We start from the raw sequence: 15,247 nt of genomic DNA, 5'->3' as shown, positions 1-15,247 counted from the left end.
AAAGGGCTCTGAGCTGGGCGGACGCCCGGCGCGGAGGCTTCGCGGCGGGAGTGCGGTCAGTCCTGCCGGTCCGTCTGCGCGGAGGAGAGGAACTCCGCGACGTGCCGTTCGGTGGCGGCCTTGCCGAGGCCCAGTCCGCTGAGGACGCCCTCGCCGTTCTCGTGCTCCAGCAGGGCCAGCAGGATGTGTTCGGTGCCGACGTAGTTGTGGCCGAGGCGCAGCGCCTCACGGAACGTCAGCTCCAGGACCTTCTTCGCCGAGGAGCTGTACGGCACCAGGTCGGGCGCGTCCTCCACGGCCGGCGGAAGCGCCGCCCGCGCGGCCTCGCGGACCGCGTCGAGGGTGACGCCCTGGGCGGTGATCGCCTTCGCGGCGAGCCCTTCCGGTTCGGCGAGCAGGCCGAGGACCAGGTGCTCGGGGACGCTCTCGGCGCTGTGTGCCGCCTTGGCCTCGTTGTGGGAGGCCACGACGACGTTGCGGGCGCGCGGGGTGTAGCGGCTGAAGCCCTGGCTGGGGTCGATGTCGGCCGACTCCTTGGGCACGAACCGCTTCTGGGCCGCCTGCCGGGTGACGCCCATGCTCTTGCCGATGTCGGTCCAGGAGGCGCCCGAGCGGCGGGCCTGGTCGACGAAGTGGCCGATCAAGTGGTCGGCCACCTCGTCGAGGTGCTCCGCCGCGATCACCGCGTCCTGGAGTTGTTCGAGGGGTTCTTCGTGGACCTTCTTGATGGCCGCGATGAGGTCGTCGAGGCGTACGGCTGTCGTGAGCGCGGGATTCTTCGACATGTGTCAACCGTAGGTTGACGGATGATGGGCGTCAACCCTTGGTTGACGCATGGCGGTGGGGGGCGGGCGGGGCTCGGGCACGGATGGAAACCGGTCCTCGCGTTGTCAGCGCCCCGTGTCACGATCGTCGGGTGAGCACTGCCGACCGTGCCTTCGAGGCCGCCCTGTACGACACCGGTGTGACCGCCCTGGACACCGGTGCCTCCCTGCTGGCCGCCGACCCGACGGCCGACGCCGACGTCGAGCGGCGCGGGCGGGAGTTCGTCGCGGTGCTCTGGCGGCGTGGCTGGCAGCCCGCCGACCTGGTGCGGATCGTGCGGCGCGAACTGGACGACGTGCACGTGCGGCTGGCCGCCGATCTCGTACGGGCTCAGGCGCCCGACGACCGGCCCCGCAGCGCGCGCTGGCGGGCGCAGATCGAGGAGCTGCCGGGTACGGCGCAGGTGCGCGCGGACCGGTTCACCCACGCCACCGCCGTCCTCGAGCTGTACCAGCTGCTGGTCCGCCTGCCCGCGCTGGATCCCCTGGAGGAACCGCGCCGGCCGCGCGGCTCCGACTCCCGGATGCTGGGCCGGATCCGCGCGCTGCTCGCCAAGGCGGAGGCGACCGGCTACCCGGAGGAGGCCGAAGCGCTCACGGCCAAGGCGCAGGAGCTGATGGCCCGGCACAGCGTCGACGAGGCGCTGCTCGACGCGCAGGCGCCCGCCCCCGACGCGCCCGGTGCCTGCCGGATCGGTGTCGAGCCGCCGTACGAGCAGGCCAAGGCGGTCCTGCTCGACGCGGTCGCCACCGCCAACCACTGCCGCGCGGTGTGGAACGAGGCGCTGAGCTTCTCCACCGTCGTCGGTTTCGAGGCCGATCTGGAGGCCGTCGAGCTGCTCTACACCTCGCTGCTGGTGCAGGCGCAGTCCGCGCTGGCCACGGCGGAGGCCGCGCAGCGCAAGGGCGGGCGCAAGCGGACGAAGAGCTTCCGGCAGTCGTTCCTCGCCGCGTACGCGCATCGGATAGGCGGGCGGCTCGCGGCTGCCGCGGAGACGCAGGTGAGCGACGACCTGCTGCCGGTGCTCGCCTCCCGCGAGGTCGCCGTCGGCGCCGCGGCCGACCGGATGTTCCCCGAGACCGTTTCCACCCGGCTGCGCGGGGTGAGTGACGCGGCGGGCTGGACCGAGGGCTCCCGTGCGGCGGATCGGGCGCGGGTGGGGGAGCGGCCTCGGTTGCCGTGACGCTCCGCGGCGCGGTGTCGTCGCTCTGCGGTGCGGTGCGGTGCGGTGCGGTGTGGCCTTGCGGGCGGCGGGGTGGCGGCGTCGCGAGGCCAGTGGCCGATGGGTCGCCGGCGCCGTGACACCGCGGGGTGGCGCCGGCGTCAGTCGCCCGTCTGCTCGAAGCCGCTCACCGTGGCGTCCGGGGTCCTGCCCTTGAGGGCGACCTCGCCGTACGACCACGGGAAGTCGTGCGTGTCCTGCGTGCCGGGCAGGGCGAACGTCGCCGTCTTCACGGCCAGGCTCTGCGTGCCGGCCGCTGCCGCCGCGCGCGTGTAGGTGATCGTGAAGGACGTCGTCGCGTCCTTGGCCAGCGAGAGCTTCTGGCTCTGCGCCGCCTGGTCCGCGGGGACGTCCGCCTTCGTGTCCCCGGCCTGCAGGACGACCTTCGGGAAGCCCTCGAGGGTGCAGTCGGAACCCGTGTTGGTCAGCGTGACGGTGACGGTGCCGGTGTCTCCGGCGGCCGGCGCGGCACTGACGGGGCCGACCTCGGCGCCCACGCCGTCGAGGCGGCAGGCGGTGCTCTTCGCGGCCTTGGCGTCGCCGCTGCCCGCCTTGGCGTTGCTGTCGGTGCCGCTGTCGCAGGCGGTGAGGAGGAGGGCTGCCGCGAGGGCGGTGACGGTGATCGGCATGGCGCGCATGTGTGGAATCCCCTGAGAACGAGACAGTGCCTCAGGATCATCGCGCATGCGGGGGCTCGGTCCTACGAGCCGAGGCCCGCCGTCGGGAAGCGGGAGGGCATTCCGCCGTTCTCGGAGCGGGTGTACGTCTCCGTGCCGACGTCACCCACCCAGGTGACCTTCAATGTGGTCTTGTCCACGGAATCGATGTGGCCCGTGGTGTGGCCGGTGGCGGTGCCCTTGCAGTTGAGCCGGATCGTGCGGTCTTGGATCGGGCCGCTGCACACGCTGCCGCCGGTGGTGAAGAGGGCGGCCTGCTTGTCGGTGAGGACCAGGACGACTGCCTTGCCGTTGGTGGTGGTCAGCCAGTTGCCCTGCAAGGTGCCGGTGGGCTGCGAGGTGCCTGCACCCGTGCTCGCCGAGGGCTGTGGGGTGCTCGCGGGCGGTGTGTTCTTCCCGTTGTCGTCGCTGGCACCGCCGCCGCTGCACGCGGCGAGGGTCAGGGCGGCGGTGAGGGCTGCGGCCGCGATCGTGAGGCGTCGGCGGCCTGCGGGGGTCGGGGAAGTCACCGGGGCACGCTACCAACGGGTACGGAAGGCTTGCCAGACCTGGGGGCCGACGTTCGGGTGCGGATTGCGTGGTGGTCGCTCAGGCAGCGCCTGCGGTGCGACGCAAAGGGGAGGCCAGACGAGATGCGTAGGAAGAATCCTACGGTTGACGCGTAGGGGAATGCCTACGTATCGTCCTGGGTATGAGCATCACTCACGCCTCCTTCGTCACTCTCCCCGTCGCCGATCAGGACCGGGCCCTGCGGTTCTACCGGGATGTGCTCGGCTTCGAGGTCGTCGCCGATCTGGGGATGCCCGCGGGACGCTGGCTGCAGGTCGCGCCGGTGGGGGCGCAGACCGCTTTCACGTTGGCGGGGCCGGGGATGGGTGATTTCGAGGCCGGGTCGGCGCGGGGGATCATGTTCGTCACGACCGATGTCGACGCCGACTGCGCCCGGCTCGCCGGGGCGGGTGTCGCGGTGCGGGGGCCGGAGGAGCAGCCATGGGGCCGTATGGCCTCCTTCGCCGATCCCGACGGCAACGGTCTGATGCTGCTGACGGAGAAGGAAGGCTTCTGAAGCCGTTATGACCACCGGGACCCGCTCCACCGCGGCCGAGGACCGTGTCTTCGCCGCGCTCGCCAACGCAACGCGCCGTGAGGTGCTGCGGTTGCTGCGCGAGGGCGGGCCGCAGCCCGTGCAGGCCCTCGCCGATCACTTCGACATGCGCCGGCCGAGTCTGTCGGAGCATCTGAAGGTGCTGCGGGACGCCGGACTCGTCGCCGAGCAGCGATCCGGAAGGCAGCGCGTCTACCGGCTGCGGGCGGTGCCGCTCGCCGAGGTGCAGGAGTGGCTCCATCCGTACGAGCGGTTCTGGCGCGAACACCTGAAGGGCCTCGGGGATCTGCTCGACCGCATGCCCGACGATGACCCTTCATGAGCACCGATGACGATCTCACCACTGTCCGCGTCGACCAGTTCTTTCCGCATCCGCCCGCCAAGGTCTGGCGTGCGCTGACCGAGCCGGCGCTGGTCGCGCAGTGGCAGATGCCCGGCTCCGGGGACTTCCGGCTCGCGGTCGGTCACCGGTACCGGATGACCTCCGTACCGCGGCCGAACACCGGGTTCTCCGGTGCCGTCGACGTGGAGGTCCTGGCCTTCGAGGTCGAGCGGATGCTGGCCGTGCGGTGGCAGGACGCCGATCCCGCCAACCCCGCCGACTGGACGATCACCTGGCGGCTGGAACAGGAGGGCCGCGGAACGCGTCTCTTTCTGGTGCACGAGGGCTTCGATCCGGACGACCCGGCGCAGTTGATGGCCCGGCGCATCATGAGTGGGGGCTGGGCCGCGCATGTTCTGCCTGCTCTGGGGCAGGCGCTGGAACGGTTCTCGTAAAGCGCTCGTCAAAAGCTGTAACCGGGGGAACACCCGGCGTGCACGTGCATCTGCTCACGCATCTGCACGTGAACGGGGTTATGATCCGGATCAGTTGACCACTGCATCAATTGCCCTATCAGCCAGTGCACCACCGGGGAGCGACTGTGGACCACGACGTGTACGACGCTGAGAACGCGTCCGGCGTGTACAACGGCATCGCCGCCACGCGCCTGCACGGGGTGTCCTGGCAGAAGAGCCGGCACAGCAACTCCCAGGGGTCGTGCGTGGAGTTCGCGCGGCTGCCCGGCGGGGACGTGGCCGTGCGCAATTCTCGGTTCCCCGACGGGCCCGCGCTCGTCTACACGCGAGCGGAGATCGAGGCCATGCTGCTCGGCGTCAAGGACGGGGAGTTCGACCATCTCGTCGGCAGATGATCACGGATATGCGCATGCTCTGTATGACAGCGCTTGCTTGACGCGCGTAGAAACCCGGCGTCGAAGAACGCCGGGTGGTGTCACGAGGCGGGCAGCCGGAACAGGGCCCAGACGACCTTGCCGCCCAGGGCGCCCGTCAGCGGGTGCCAGCCCCAGCTGTCGCTGAACGACTCGACGAGGAACAGCCCGCGGCCGGACTCCGCGGCGAAGTCGTCGGCCTCGCGCGCCACCGGGCCGTCCTTGCTCGCGTCCCGCACCGCGCACACCAGCCGCTCACTCCAGCGCATCAGGTGCAGTCGCACGGACGGCGGCGGATCGCCGGCCGGCCCGCCGCCGTCCGGGGTGGCGTGCCGCAGCGCGTTGGTGACGAGTTCGGAGACGACCAGGCACACGTCGTCGAAGCGGTCGCCCAGCTCCCACTGGTCCAGCGTGTGGCGGGTGAACCGGCGCGCCTCGCGGACGGCTTCGTAACGGGCGGGCAGGGAACAGGAGGCGGCGTTGGAGACGGCTGCGGGATCCAGCGGCGGAAGGCCCTGCCGTAACGGCTGGAGCATGGTCGATCCATTCGTCCCCATGCGAGGCACTCCCGGGAGTTCGCGGTCGTTGCGATGCAGCGGTGGCGCGGGACCATGGTTTCGGATGCGCAGACCAGATGCAAGGGCAGATGCACGTGCACGTGACCGAAATGGATGCCCACGTGCCGCTTGTTGGCCATTTTTTCTGCCTTCTTCCCCCCAACTTCCGCATGTTCCTTACCCCTTGATGGCCAGAAGTCGCACGAGTGCGGCAGGAGCCATTTCCGTCTGTGTAATCGGACGAGTACTGCTCGAAGTGTTTTAGTGGCAGACTGCGGCCCCGGGAGAGGGTAGGGAGGCAGCGGACATGAGTGCGGGAGAGCCTGGATCAGTGGTGCGGCGCATGCTGCTCGGCTCACAACTCAGGCGGCTGCGCGAGGCACGCGGGATCACGCGCGAGCAGGCGGGGTACTCGATCCGTGCCTCCGAGTCGAAGATCAGCCGGATGGAACTGGGCCGGGTGAGCTTCAAGACGAGGGACGTGGAGGACTTGCTGACGCTCTACGGCATCACGGACGAAGCGGAGCGCACGGCCCTGGTCAACCTGGCCCGCGAGGCCAACGTGGCGGGCTGGTGGCACAGTTACTCCGACGTCCTGCCGAGCTGGTTCCCCACCTACGTCGGCCTCGAGGGCGCCGCGTCCCTGATCCGCACGTACGAGGTGCAGTTCGTGCACGGCCTGCTGCAGACCGAGGCGTACGCGCGTGCCGTGGTGCGGCGCGGGATGAAGGGTGCGAGCGAGGCCGACGTCGAAAAGCGGGTGGAACTGCGGCTGGAGCGGCAGAAGTACCTCGTCGCGGAGAACGCCCCCGAGTTCCACGTCATCCTCGACGAGGCCGCCCTGCGCCGGCCGTACGGCGACCGCGCGGTGATGCGCGAGCAGCTGCAGCACCTGATCGACATGTCCGAGCGGCCCAACATCCGGCTGCAGGTCATGCCGTTCAGCTTCGGCGGGCACTCCGGCGAGTCCGGCGCCTTCACCGTCCTCAGGTTCCCGGAGTCCGACCTGTCGGACGTGGTGTTCATCGAGCAGCTCACCAGCGCGCTGTACCTGGACAAGCCGGAGGACGTCGCCCAGTACGAGCAGGCGCTCAAGGAGTTGCAGCAGGACAGCCCCGGGCCGTCCGAGACCCGTGACCTTTTGCGGGGCCTCCTTCAACTCTCTTGACACACAAGTACGATGACGTGCCATCAGACCGCGAGGTGAGCGAGGCCGACTCGCCTGCCCCGGCAGGCAGGGATTCAGGGGGATCGCATGTCGCCGTACTTCTCCGACCTGGCGCAGCAGTACATCGACGGTGACTGGCGCCCGGGCACCGGCTCCTGGGACATCATCGACTTCAATCCGTACGACAACGACAAGCTGGCCTCGATCACGATCGCCACGGTCGATGAGGTCGACGCGGCCTACCGCGCCGCCGAGCGTGCCCAGAAGCAGTGGGCGGCCACCAACCCCTTCGTCCGGCGGACGGTGTTCGAGAAGGTGCTGCGTCTCGTCGAGGAGCGCGAGGCCGAGATCACCGAGGCGATGATCGCTGAGCTGGGCAGCACCCGGGGCAAGGCGGCCTTCGAGCTGCACCTGGCCAAGGAGTTCCTGCGCGAGGCGGCTCATGTGGCGCTCAGCCCCGAGGGGCGGATCGTTCCGTCACCGGTCGACGGCAAGGAGAACCGCGTCTACCGGGTGCCGGTCGGGGTGGTGGGCGTCATCAGCCCCTTCAACGTGCCCTTCCTGCTGTCGCTGAAGTCGGTCGCCCCGGCGCTGGCGCTGGGCAACGCCGTCGTGCTCAAGCCGCACCAGAACACACCCGTGGTCGGCGGCACCCTGATAGCCAAGCTGTTCGAGGACGCCGGGCTGCCCGCCGGGGTGCTCAACGTCGTCGTCACCGACATAGCGGAGATCGGTGACGCGTTCCTGGAGCACCCGGTGCCGAAGGTCATCTCCTTCACGGGCTCCGACCAGGTCGGCCGGCACGTGGCCACCGTCTGCGCCTCCCGCTTCAAGCGCGTGGTGCTCGAACTGGGCGGCAACAGCGCGCTGGTGGTCCTGGACGACGCCGACGTCGACTACGCCGTCGACGCGGCCGTCTTCAGCCGGTTCGTGCACCAGGGGCAGGTCTGCATGGCCGCCAACCGGCTGCTCGTCGACCGGTCCGTGGCGGAGGAGTTCTCCGCGAAGTTCGCCGAGCGGGTCGCCGGGCTCAAGGCCGGTGACCCGAGCGATCCGGCGACCGTCATCGGGCCGCTGATCGACTCCCGGCAGGCGGAGGACGTCTCCGGGGTGATCGAGCAGGCCCTCGCCGAGGGCGCGACCGCGCTGGTGCGCGGCGCCACGACGGACACGCTGGTCGAGCCTGCCGTGCTGACCGGGGTCCCCGCCGACTCGCCGCTGCTGCGGCAGGAGGTCTTCGGCCCGGTCGCCTTCGTCATCCCCTTCGACGGCGAGGAGGAGGCGGTACGGCTCGTCAACGACACCCCGTACGGGCTGAGCGGCGCCGTCTTCACCGCCGACGTCGAGCGGGGCGTGCGTTTCGCGCGGCAGATCGACACCGGGATGTTCCATGTGAACGACGGCACCGTGCACGACGAGCCGATCGTCCCCTTCGGCGGCGAGAAGCACTCCGGGGTCGGGCGGCTGAACGGCGAGTCGACGCTGGAGGCGTTCACGACGCTGAAGTGGATCTCGGTGCAGCACGGGCGCAGCCGGTTCCCCTTCTGACGCCGGCCCCGTGCGAGTCGTCGGACCCTTGCGGACAGAGGTTGACCGCAAGGGTCCGTAACGTCTTCGGTGTCGGGCAGGGAGCCCGGCGGACGACGGACGAAAGGCGGCCGGTCATGGTCACTCACGTGCGAGCCGAAGCGCTGGGCGACGAGCGGGGGGCGCTGCTGTCCTTCATCGAGGAGCAGCGGGGCGGCATCCGCCGCGCCGTGCTCGGTCTCACCGAGGAACAGGCCGCGAGCCGGCCGAGCGCGAGCGAGCTGTCACTGTCCGGCCTGGTCAAGCATGTCGTCGAGGTTGAGCAGACCTGGGTGGCCCGGGCCAAGGGCGAGCCGCCGGCGGTCAAGCGCGACGAGTCGAACTGGCACGAGTGCTTCCGGCTCACCGAGAACGAGACGCTCGCGCAGCAGCTGGCGCACTGGGAGAAGGTCGCCGCCGAGACGGAGGCATACATCCGCTCGGCGCCCAGCCTGGACGACACCTTCCCGCTGCCGAACGACCCGTGGTTCCCGCCGGACGAGCGCGTGTCGCTGCGCTGGCTGTGCCTGCACCTGATCCGCGAGACGGCCCGCCACGCCGGCCACGCGGACATCATCCGCGAGTCCCTGGACGGCAAGACCGCCTTCGAGCTGGTGGCGCTGGACCAGGCGGGTCAGGGCAGCGCCGGGTAGGGGAAGGGACCGGGTGAGCGGGGTCCGGGGCGGGCCGGGAGAGGTTCGGCCATAACCTGGACCCCATGTCAACCATCCGGCTGCTCGTGCTGGGCGCCGTCCGGCAGCACGGGCGGGCCCACGGGTACCAGGTGCGCGGCGACCTGGAGTACTGGGGCGCGCACGAGTGGTCCCACGCCAAGCCGGGGTCGATCTACCACGCGCTGAAGCAGATGGCGAAGCAGGGACTGCTGCACGCGCACGAGACGGCGCCGTCCACGGCCGGCGGTCCGCCGCGCACGGAGTACGAGATCACCGAGCGGGGCACGCGGGAGTACTTCACGCTGCTGAGGGAGGCGCTCGTCGCCCGGGACCGCGGCGTCGACCTGCTCTCCGCGGCGATCGGATTCATGGTCGACCTGGAGCGCGCGGAGGTGGTGGCGCTGCTGCGCGAGCGCCTGCGGCGGCTGGACGCGTGGCGGGACACCGTCACCGAGCACTACATCCCCGAGGACGGACCACAGCAGTTCGGCCACATCGGCGAGATCATGAACATGTGGGTGCACACGGCGGACGGCGAGGCGGCCTGGACGCGGGGTCTGATCGAACGCATCGAGGCCGGCGCCTACACCTTCGCCGGTGAGGGCGAACCCTTCGTCGGCGTCCTCGCCGAGGGCCAGGAGAACCCGTACGCGACGGGGGAGCGGCACCCGGGGGACGTGCACTAGGGGCAATTTTTCCGGGCGGGGGCTCAGTGGTGGAAGCCGGTCGCCGCGTCCCTGTCCCGGGTCATCGGATGCGACTGGCGGCGCAGTTCGGGCAGCAGACGGGTGAGGTCCTGGACGAACAGCTCGGCGAGGTCCGAGGAGAAGCCGTTGCGGCACACCACCCGCAGCACCGACAGGTCCTCCCGCTTCGGCGGGAAGGAGTACGCCGGCACCAGCCAGCCCCGCTCGCGCAGCCGCCGGGAGACGTCGAAGACGTCGTACGCCGTGACGTCCTCGGCCGTGGTGCACGCGAACACCGGCAGCTGGTCGCCCCGGGTCAGCATCCGGAAGTCGCCGAGCGCCTCCATCCGTTCCGCGAGCGTGCGCGCCACGTCCCGGGAGGCCTGCTGCACCGCCCGGTAGCCGTCCCGGCCCAGCCGCAGGAAGGTGTAGTACTGCGCCACGACCTGCGCGCCGGGCCGGGAGAAGTTCAGCGCGAAGGTCGGCATGTCGCCGCCGAGGTAGTTGACCCGGAACACCAGCTCCTCCGGCAGCGCCGTCGCGTCCCGCCACAGCGCCCAGCCGACCCCCGGGTACACCAGCCCGTACTTGTGCCCGGAGGTGTTGATCGACACCACCCGCGGCAGCCGGAAGTCCCACTCCAGATCCGGGTCGAGGAACGGCGCGACCATCGCGCCGGACGCCCCGTCGACGTGCACCGGGATGTCCAGGCCGGTGCGTTCCTGGAGCGCGTCCAGGGCGGCGCACAGGTCGGCGATCGGCTCGTAGGAGCCGTCGAAGGTGGAGCCGAGGACGCCGACGACGCCGATCGTGTTCTCGTCGCACAGTTCCGCCGCGGCCTGCGGGTCGAGATGGAAGCGCTCGCCCTCCATGGGCACCTGCCGCGCCTCCACCTCCCAGAAGGAGCAGAACTTGTCCCAGCAGACCTGCACGTTGACGCCCATGACGAGGTTGGGCCGCGCCCCGGGGTACCTGTCGCCGTTGCGCCGCATCCAGCGCCGCTTGAGCGCCATCCCGGCCAGCATGCACGCCTCGCTGGAACCGGTCGTGGAGCAGCCCACGGCCGCCGACGCGTCCGGCGCGTTCCACAGGTCGGCCAGCATCGCCACACAGCGCCGTTCCAGCTCGGCGGTGCGCGGATACTCGTCCTTGTCGATCATGTTCTTGTCGCGGCACTCCGCCATCAGCACGCCGGCCTCCGGCTCCATCCAGGTGGTCACGAAGGTGGCCAGGTTCAGCCGGGAGTTGCCGTCCAGCATCAGCTCGTCGTGCACGAGCTGGTACGCCGTGGTCGGCGGCATCGGGGTGTCGGGGAGGCGGTGTGTGGGCGGGGCCTGTGTCATATCGCCGACCGGATTGGCCTGGCCGTAGAACGGGTTGACGGCCAGTGGACGGTCGGCGGGCTGCTGGGCGCCTTGGTGCAGGGGCATGCATCCGACGCTAAGTCCGCTCCGCCGGGCTCGCACGCGGGCTTGCTCCTCACGCGACGTGAGGAGCCGGGGTTGAGTGCGCAAGGGAGAAGGGAGCGGAAGTGAGCTATTCCGTGGGACAGGTCGCCGGCTTCGCCGGGGTCACGGTGCGCACCCTGCACCACTACGACGACATCGGTCTGCTCGTCCCGAGCGAGCGCAGCCACGCGGGCCACCGGCGCTACAGCGACGCCGACCTCGACCGGCTGCAGCAGATCCTGTTCTACCGGGAGCTCGGCTTCCCGCTCGAGGAGGTCGCGGCCCTGCTCGACGACCCGGACGTGGAGCCGCGGAAGCATCTGCGGCGCCAGCACGAACTGCTGACCGCCCGGATCGAGAAGCTGCAGAAGATGGCCGAGGCCGTGGAGCACGCCATGGAGGCACGCACGATGGGAATCCAGCTCACGCCCGAGGAGAAGTTCGAGGTGTTCGGGGACCACGATCCAGACCAGTACGCCGACGAGGTCCAGCGGCGATGGGGCGACACCGAGCAGTACCGGGAGTCGCAGCGCCGGACCGCCTCCTACACCAAGGAGGACTGGAAGCGGATCACCGGGGAGATGGACGCCGTCCACGGCCGGATGGCCGACCTGCTCGGCCAGGGTGTCCCGGCCGACTCCGTGGCGGCGATGGACGTCGCCGAGGAGCACCGCCGCTTCATCTGCTCCAGCTACTACGACTGCTCGCACGAGCTGCACGCGTGTCTGGGCCAGATGTACGTCGACGACCCGCGGTTCACCGCGACGTACGAGAACATCCGCACCGGACTGGCCGTGTACATGCGTGACGCCATCAAGGCGAACACGGCCCGGCACAGCGCCTGACGGCCGTCGCCCGGGACCGGAGGGCCCGTGTCCCGGGCGGGCCTGCTCTCGCGGCCCGGGGTCTACTCCCGGGCCACGACCACCGCCGTGCCGTACGCGCACACCTCCGTGCCCACGTCCGCCGCCTCCGTCACGTCGAAGCGGAACGCCAGCACGGCGTTGGCGCCACGCGCGCGTGCCTGCTCCACCAGCCGTTCCATCGCCTGGTTGCGGGTCTCCACAAGGGTCTTGGTCAGCCCTCGCAGCTCGCCGCCGACCAGCGACTTCAGCCCGGCGCCGATCTGGCTGCCGATGTGCCGGGAGCGCACGGTCAGCCCGAACACCTCACCGATGACCTGCTGCACGCGGTGACCCGGTACGTCGTTCGTGGTGACGACCAGCACATCCGACTGGGGTGTCTGGCCGCCGCCGTAATCGTCGATGCCCATGGTCCACAGCTTCGTACGGGGTGGCGCCGTGTGCATCCTGAGAGAACCCGGGGAACCCGGACCGTTCACCGGGCGTTGATAGCTTTGGGCGCGCGGTACCTGCCGCCGTACTTTCCCCACCCTCTCAGGAGCCCGGAACCGTGACGACGCTTGCCCTCGGCCCGAGCTGGCTCGACCCGAACTATCTCCTCGACACGTTCGGCATCTGGGGCCTGCTCCTGATCGTCTTCGCGGAGTCGGGACTGCTGATCGGCTTCTTCCTGCCGGGTGACTCGCTGCTGTTCACCTGCGGCCTGCTGATCACCTCGCACCAGCTGAACTTCCCTCTGTGGGGAGCGATCGCCCTGATCTGCGCCGCCGCGATCCTCGGCGACCAGGCGGGTTACATGTTCGGCAAGAAGGTCGGGCCGTCCCTGTTCAACCGCCCCGACTCGCGCCTGTTCAAGCAGGAGAACGTCATCAAGGCGCACGAGTTCTTCGAGAAGTACGGCCCGAAGTCCCTGGTGCTGGCCCGTTTCGTGCCCATCGTGCGCACGTTCACGCCGATCATCGCCGGCGTCAGCGGCATGCGGTACCGCTCGTTCCTGCTGTTCAACGTCATCGGCGGCCTCCTGTGGGGCGCGGGCGTGACCCTGCTGGGCTCCTGGCTGGGCAACATCGACTTCGTCAAGAACAACATCGAGGCGATCCTGATCCTGATCGTCCTCGTCTCGGTGGTCCCCATCGCCATCGAGTTCCTGCGCGCCCGCAGCAAGAACAAGAAGGCCCAGCAGCGGCCCGCCCAGGCCCCGTCCCCGGTGCCCCCGGCGATGGACGACGCGACGACCCAGCTGCGCCGCATCGACCCGACGCCGGACTACGAGCACCAGCACCAGCACCAGCACCAGCCCCAGCAGCCGTACGGCGATCAGCACGGCGACCAGTACGGCGACCAGTACTACGGCGAGCAGTACCAGCAGCAGTACCCGGAGCAGTCGTACCCGCAGGAGCCGTACCCGCAGGACTACGGCCGGCAGCAGCCGTACAACGGCCAGTACCCGTACAACCAGGGCTGACGGAGCCGGCCCGAAGGGGCGCGGGGAACTGCGCGATCAAGCCGCACGGACCCGCACCCGCCGGCGTGGAGCACACCCGCCGAGCCGGCAGGAGCCGCGCGTCAAAAGCCGCGCGTGCGCTTGGCGGCGCGGCGCTTGTCGGCGGAGCCGACCCTGAGGAACAGCCGGGAGATCTCCGACCCCAGGTTCACCCCGATCGCGATGGCCATCGCCAGCGCTGCCGCCTTCGTCAGGGACACCAGCCCCTTGTCGACGTTGTTCTGCGCGATCGACAGCAGCCCGAAGTACGTCGCGGAACCCGGCAGCAGCGGCCCGATCGCCGCCGTCGTGTACGGCAGCGCCGACACGAACCGGTAGCGCGACAGCAGCTGCCCGAACAGCCCCACGAGCCCCGCCGCCACGGCCGTGGACGCCACCGGCGAGAAACCCCCGGTGTGCATCGCGCCGTACACGACCCACGCCACGCCCCCGTTGAGGGTCACCGCGAGGACCGTGGACCGCTCCTGCTGGAGCAGCACCGCGAAGGTCGCCGACAGCAGCATCGACGCGGCGATCTGGATCAGCGGCCGTTCCTGGAGCCGCAGCGCCGCGTCGGGGTTGAGGCGGGCGCCCAGCTGCACGCCGACGTAGAGCATCACCAGCACGCCGATGACGATGCCGACGAAGAAGTACAGCACCTCCAGCAGCCGCGCCGAGGCGGTGATGTAGAAGCCGGTCAGGCCGTCCTGTACGCCCGCCACCAGCGCCCGCCCCGGCAGCAGCGCGAACAGCCCACCGGTGATGACCGCGGAGGCGTTCACGTCCGCGTGCGCCAGGGTCAGCGTGATGCCGATCGCGGCCGGCGGCATCGCGGCCACCGTGAACTGGTAGAACTCCGGCAGCCCGCGTCCGGCGCACAGCCACGCCAGCCGGTCGCCGAGCATCGCGCCCACCATGGCCGCAGCGAACACCTGCACACCACCGCCGACCAGCAGGGAGGCCGCGCCCGCGAGCAACCCGCTCGCCAGGGTCAGCACCCAGGTCGGGAAGGGGTGCCGGTTGCGGCGGATCTCCGCCAGGCGCCGGTAGGCCTCCTCCAGGGAGATGTGGGTGTCCGGGTCGCTCAGGTCGTCCACGAGCCGGAACACGGCCGCGAGGCGCGTGTAGTCGGTGCCCCGGCGCCGTACGGTCCGGGACGCGGTGACCGGGTCCTCCACGAGGGAGGGCTGGTAGGAGACCGCCAGCAGGGTGAAGGTGACGTTCGGCTCGCAGCGGTCCAGACCGTAGGAGCGGCACACCGCGAACATCGCCGCCTCCACGTCCTCGGCTCCCTCACCGCCGGCCAGCAGCAGCTCGCCGATACGCAGGGTCAGGTCCAGCACGCGCGGGACGGCCGGGCCGCCCTCCTCCGGCTTGTGCGCCTTCTCCGGGGCCGGCCGCTCGGTCACCGACATGCGCAGCATCGTGCGCATCCGGTCCTGCCACGGCACGTCCTTGGTGAGGCTGACGGCCGGTGTGCCGCCGGGCGGCGTGAAGGCCGGCGGGGCGCTCTTGGCGCTGTAGGTGCGCGGCGGGCTGAACGCCGACCCCTCCGGCTCGGCCCCGGCCGGCTGCGGCGCCTCCAGGCCGTCCGGCAGCGCGAACTCGGAGGTCGTCTCCGACTCCCCGCCCACCTTGGGCACGGCGAGCCCGTCGGGAATGGCGAACTCGGACGTGATCTCGGGGTCGTAGGCGCTCCTCGCCTCGTCCGACTGCGGCTTGCGATCTTCCGCCTCGGTCACTTGCAGCAGCACTCCCTGTA

The 15,247-nt window shown here is 70.4% G+C and carries 18 protein-coding genes; 11 read left to right on the top strand and 7 right to left on the bottom strand.

The genetic code is table 11. The features are described 5' to 3' along the window. Window positions 1-56 precede the first annotated feature (56 nt). Window positions 57-785 (bottom strand): Clp protease N-terminal domain-containing protein, encoded by a 729-nt coding sequence (locus tag ACF1GV_RS12535; protein WP_391679774.1) that lies wholly within the window; start codon window positions 783-785, stop codon window positions 57-59. Window positions 786-868: 83 nt separating this feature from the next. Here ACF1GV_RS12535 and ACF1GV_RS12530 point away from each other — a divergent pair, with 83 nt between their 5' ends. Next, window positions 869-2,008, top strand: a complete 1,140-nt coding sequence (locus tag ACF1GV_RS12530; RefSeq protein ID WP_391679773.1) for a DUF2786 domain-containing protein — start codon at window positions 869-871, stop codon at window positions 2,006-2,008. 140 nt (window positions 2,009-2,148) lie between these two features. On the opposite strand, the gene ACF1GV_RS12525 is transcribed toward ACF1GV_RS12530, so the two are convergent. Together ACF1GV_RS12525 and ACF1GV_RS12520 are read right to left on the bottom strand one after the other, a co-directional pair. Further along, window positions 2,149-2,685 (bottom strand): DUF4232 domain-containing protein, encoded by a 537-nt coding sequence (locus ACF1GV_RS12525; RefSeq protein ID WP_391679772.1) that lies wholly within the window; start codon window positions 2,683-2,685, stop codon window positions 2,149-2,151. A 62-nt stretch (window positions 2,686-2,747) separates the two neighbouring features. Next, complete coding sequence (locus tag ACF1GV_RS12520) at window positions 2,748-3,233, bottom strand: hypothetical protein (protein WP_391679770.1); 486 nt, start codon at window positions 3,231-3,233, stop codon at window positions 2,748-2,750. 182 nt (window positions 3,234-3,415) lie between these two features. Here ACF1GV_RS12520 and ACF1GV_RS12515 point away from each other — a divergent pair, with 182 nt between their 5' ends. From ACF1GV_RS12515 to ACF1GV_RS12500, 4 genes are all read left to right on the top strand, one after another. Next, window positions 3,416-3,790 (top strand): VOC family protein, encoded by a 375-nt coding sequence (locus tag ACF1GV_RS12515; protein ID WP_391679769.1) that lies wholly within the window; start codon window positions 3,416-3,418, stop codon window positions 3,788-3,790. Window positions 3,791-3,797: 7 nt separating this feature from the next. Next, window positions 3,798-4,151 carry an ArsR/SmtB family transcription factor gene (locus ACF1GV_RS12510; RefSeq protein WP_391679768.1) on the top strand — a complete coding sequence of 118 codons (354 nt, stop codon included), beginning with the start codon at window positions 3,798-3,800 and terminating at the stop codon, window positions 4,149-4,151. Continuing rightward, window positions 4,148-4,606, top strand: coding sequence for an SRPBCC domain-containing protein (locus ACF1GV_RS12505; protein ID WP_391679766.1), 459 nt, complete (start codon window positions 4,148-4,150; stop codon window positions 4,604-4,606). The genes ACF1GV_RS12510 and ACF1GV_RS12505 overlap by 4 nt, the downstream gene beginning before the upstream one ends. Window positions 4,607-4,752: 146 nt before the next feature. Next, entirely contained in the window at window positions 4,753-5,022 is a 270-nt protein-coding gene (locus tag ACF1GV_RS12500; protein ID WP_391679764.1) for a DUF397 domain-containing protein, read from the top strand. Window positions 5,023-5,102: 80 nt separating this feature from the next. Here ACF1GV_RS12500 and ACF1GV_RS12495 read toward each other — a convergent pair whose 3' ends face one another. Continuing rightward, entirely contained in the window at window positions 5,103-5,597 is a 495-nt protein-coding gene (locus tag ACF1GV_RS12495; RefSeq protein WP_391679762.1) for an ATP-binding protein, read from the bottom strand. Window positions 5,598-5,904: 307 nt separating this feature from the next. Between ACF1GV_RS12495 and ACF1GV_RS12490 the strand changes: the two genes are divergently transcribed. The 4 genes from ACF1GV_RS12490 to ACF1GV_RS12475 all read left to right on the top strand — a co-directional run bounded on the left by ACF1GV_RS12490 (window position 5,905) and on the right by ACF1GV_RS12475 (window position 9,691). Beyond that, window positions 5,905-6,765 (top strand): helix-turn-helix domain-containing protein, encoded by an 861-nt coding sequence (locus tag ACF1GV_RS12490; protein ID WP_391679760.1) that lies wholly within the window; start codon window positions 5,905-5,907, stop codon window positions 6,763-6,765. A gap of 87 nt (window positions 6,766-6,852) precedes the next feature. Continuing rightward, entirely contained in the window at window positions 6,853-8,313 is a 1,461-nt protein-coding gene (locus ACF1GV_RS12485) for an aldehyde dehydrogenase family protein (protein WP_391679758.1), read from the top strand. A gap of 116 nt (window positions 8,314-8,429) precedes the next feature. Then, a complete protein-coding gene (locus tag ACF1GV_RS12480) occupies window positions 8,430-8,984 on the top strand; it encodes a DinB family protein (protein ID WP_391679756.1) in 555 nt (184 codons plus the stop codon). Between the two features lie 65 nt (window positions 8,985-9,049). After that, window positions 9,050-9,691, top strand: coding sequence for a PadR family transcriptional regulator (locus ACF1GV_RS12475; protein WP_391679754.1), 642 nt, complete (start codon window positions 9,050-9,052; stop codon window positions 9,689-9,691). Window positions 9,692-9,714: 23 nt separating this feature from the next. On the opposite strand, the gene ACF1GV_RS12470 is transcribed toward ACF1GV_RS12475, so the two are convergent. Continuing rightward, a complete protein-coding gene (locus ACF1GV_RS12470) occupies window positions 9,715-11,121 on the bottom strand; it encodes a glutamate decarboxylase (RefSeq protein ID WP_391679752.1) in 1,407 nt (468 codons plus the stop codon). 101 nt (window positions 11,122-11,222) lie between these two features. Here ACF1GV_RS12470 and ACF1GV_RS12465 point away from each other — a divergent pair, with 101 nt between their 5' ends. Then, a complete protein-coding gene (locus tag ACF1GV_RS12465; protein WP_391679751.1) occupies window positions 11,223-11,984 on the top strand; it encodes a MerR family transcriptional regulator in 762 nt (253 codons plus the stop codon). 62 nt (window positions 11,985-12,046) lie between these two features. Here ACF1GV_RS12465 and ACF1GV_RS12460 read toward each other — a convergent pair whose 3' ends face one another. Further along, window positions 12,047-12,412, bottom strand: a complete 366-nt coding sequence (locus tag ACF1GV_RS12460; RefSeq protein ID WP_363266430.1) for a YbjQ family protein — start codon at window positions 12,410-12,412, stop codon at window positions 12,047-12,049. Window positions 12,413-12,552: 140 nt separating this feature from the next. Here ACF1GV_RS12460 and ACF1GV_RS12455 point away from each other — a divergent pair, with 140 nt between their 5' ends. Further along, window positions 12,553-13,467: a DedA family protein gene (locus ACF1GV_RS12455; protein WP_391679749.1), complete on the top strand. Its 915-nt coding sequence runs from the start codon at window positions 12,553-12,555 to the stop codon at window positions 13,465-13,467. Window positions 13,468-13,568: 101 nt separating this feature from the next. Here the strand turns inward: ACF1GV_RS12455 and ACF1GV_RS12450 are convergent, their stop codons facing one another. Beyond that, the gene (locus ACF1GV_RS12450) at window positions 13,569-15,227 is read right to left on the bottom strand and encodes a threonine/serine exporter ThrE family protein (protein WP_391679748.1); all 1,659 of its coding nucleotides are present in this window, start codon (window positions 15,225-15,227) and stop codon (window positions 13,569-13,571) included. Between the last annotated feature and the right edge of the window lie 20 nt (window positions 15,228-15,247).

The organism is Streptomyces sp. NPDC014006, assembly GCF_043088925.1.
In the GTDB taxonomy this organism is placed as follows: domain Bacteria; phylum Actinomycetota; class Actinomycetes; order Streptomycetales; family Streptomycetaceae; genus Streptomyces.
The sequence above is the reverse complement of the archived record's forward strand: the minus strand, read 5'-3'. Positions and strand labels throughout refer to the sequence as shown.